Annotated in this window: 1 protein-coding gene; it reads left to right on the forward strand. The window is 69.4% G+C overall.

The annotated features are described in order from the left end of the window. Positions 1-143: 143 nt before the first annotated feature. Positions 144-1,448: an IS701 family transposase gene (locus C1A33_RS25245; RefSeq protein WP_115538014.1), complete on the forward strand. Its 1,305-nt coding sequence runs from the start codon at positions 144-146 to the stop codon at positions 1,446-1,448. The last annotated feature ends 26 nt before the right edge of the window (positions 1,449-1,474 follow it).

Raw genomic sequence — 1,474 nt, forward strand, 5'->3', positions numbered from 1 at the left:
CTAGTACTCCAGCCCGACTTTTGTGATCGTTTAGGTCTGGTGCGTCATGGTTGGGCGGCGGGGCTGAGCAGGGACCCTGGCCCGGGAACGAAAAGGACCACCGGAGATCCTCGCGGTTTGTGACGACACGTGAAGATCAGCCGGTGGCCGTGTGCCCCAGCGTAGACCCCGACGGGTGGCTTGAAGCATTCGAGGGGCTCGCGGGCCGGCTCGACCGCCGGTTCGCCCGGCCGGAGTCCCGTCGGCGGATGCGCCGGTTCCTGCGCGGTCTGATGGCCGGGCTACCGCGGGTGAACTGCTGGACGTTGGCCGAGTACGCCGGGGAGGCCTCACCGGGTGGGATGCAGCATTTCCTGGCCGAGGCGGTGTGGGACGACGACGGTCTGCGCGCTGACCTGCGTGACTACGTCGTCGAACGGCTCGGCGACCCCGAGGCGGTGTTCGTCTTCGACGAGACCGGCGACGTGAAGAAGGGATCGATGACCGTCGGTGTCCAGCGCCAGTACACCGGCACAGCCGGCCGGATCGAGAACGCGCAGGTCGCGGTCTACCTGACCTACGCCACCCCGACCGGGCACGCGTTCCTCGACAACGCCCTGTACATGCCGAGATCGTGGATGGCGGACCCGGAACGCCGCCGGGCCGCGGGTGTCCCCGACGACCTGACGTTCCAGACCAAGCCCGCACTCGCCCGCCGCCTGGTCGAGACCGCGCTCGACGCCGGAGTCCCCGGCCGGTGGGCCACCGGCGACGAGGTCTACGGCAACGACCCCGCGCTACGCGCCACCCTCGCCCGCCGCGAGCTCGGCTACGTCCTCGCGGTCGCGAAGACCCACCAGATCGACACGAAGGCCGGCAGGAGGAAAGCGATCGACCTCGCCGTCACCCTGCCCGCCACCGCCTGGAACAGAATCTCCGCGGGCAGTGGGGCCAAGGGCCAGCGGCTCTACGACTGGGCGCTGATCGCGACCACCGGCCAGGATCTACCCGGCCAACACCATCTCCTGATCCGCCGGAACATCACCACCGGCGAGTACGCGTTCTACCGGACCCACCACCCGACCCCGGTCCCGCTGGCCACCTATGTCCGTGTCGCCGGGATCCGCTGGAACGTGGAGGACGACTTCCAGTCCTCCAAGGAACTCGCCGCCCTCGACGAGCACCAGGTCCGCCGCTGGACCAGCTGGCACCGCTGGACCCTGCTCGCGATGCTCGCCCACGCCTTCCTCGCCGTCACCACCGCCCGGGCCCATGACACCGAACCCGCCGACGGGCTGATCCCGCTCACCGTCAACGAGGTCCGCCACCTCATCATCCAGCTCGCGATGCCCCGACCCGCCCCGGCCGCCGGCTTCGTGCTGGCCTGGTCCTGGTGGCGACGCCGCCACCAGGCACGCGCACAAGCCAGCCACTACCACCGCCAGGCCGCAGCCCTACAACTCAATTGATCACAAAAGTCGGGCTGGAGTACTAG

Origin of the sequence: Frankia canadensis (assembly GCF_900197875.1) — a bacterium.
GTDB classification, from domain to species: domain Bacteria; phylum Actinomycetota; class Actinomycetes; order Frankiales; family Frankiaceae; genus Frankia; species Frankia canadensis.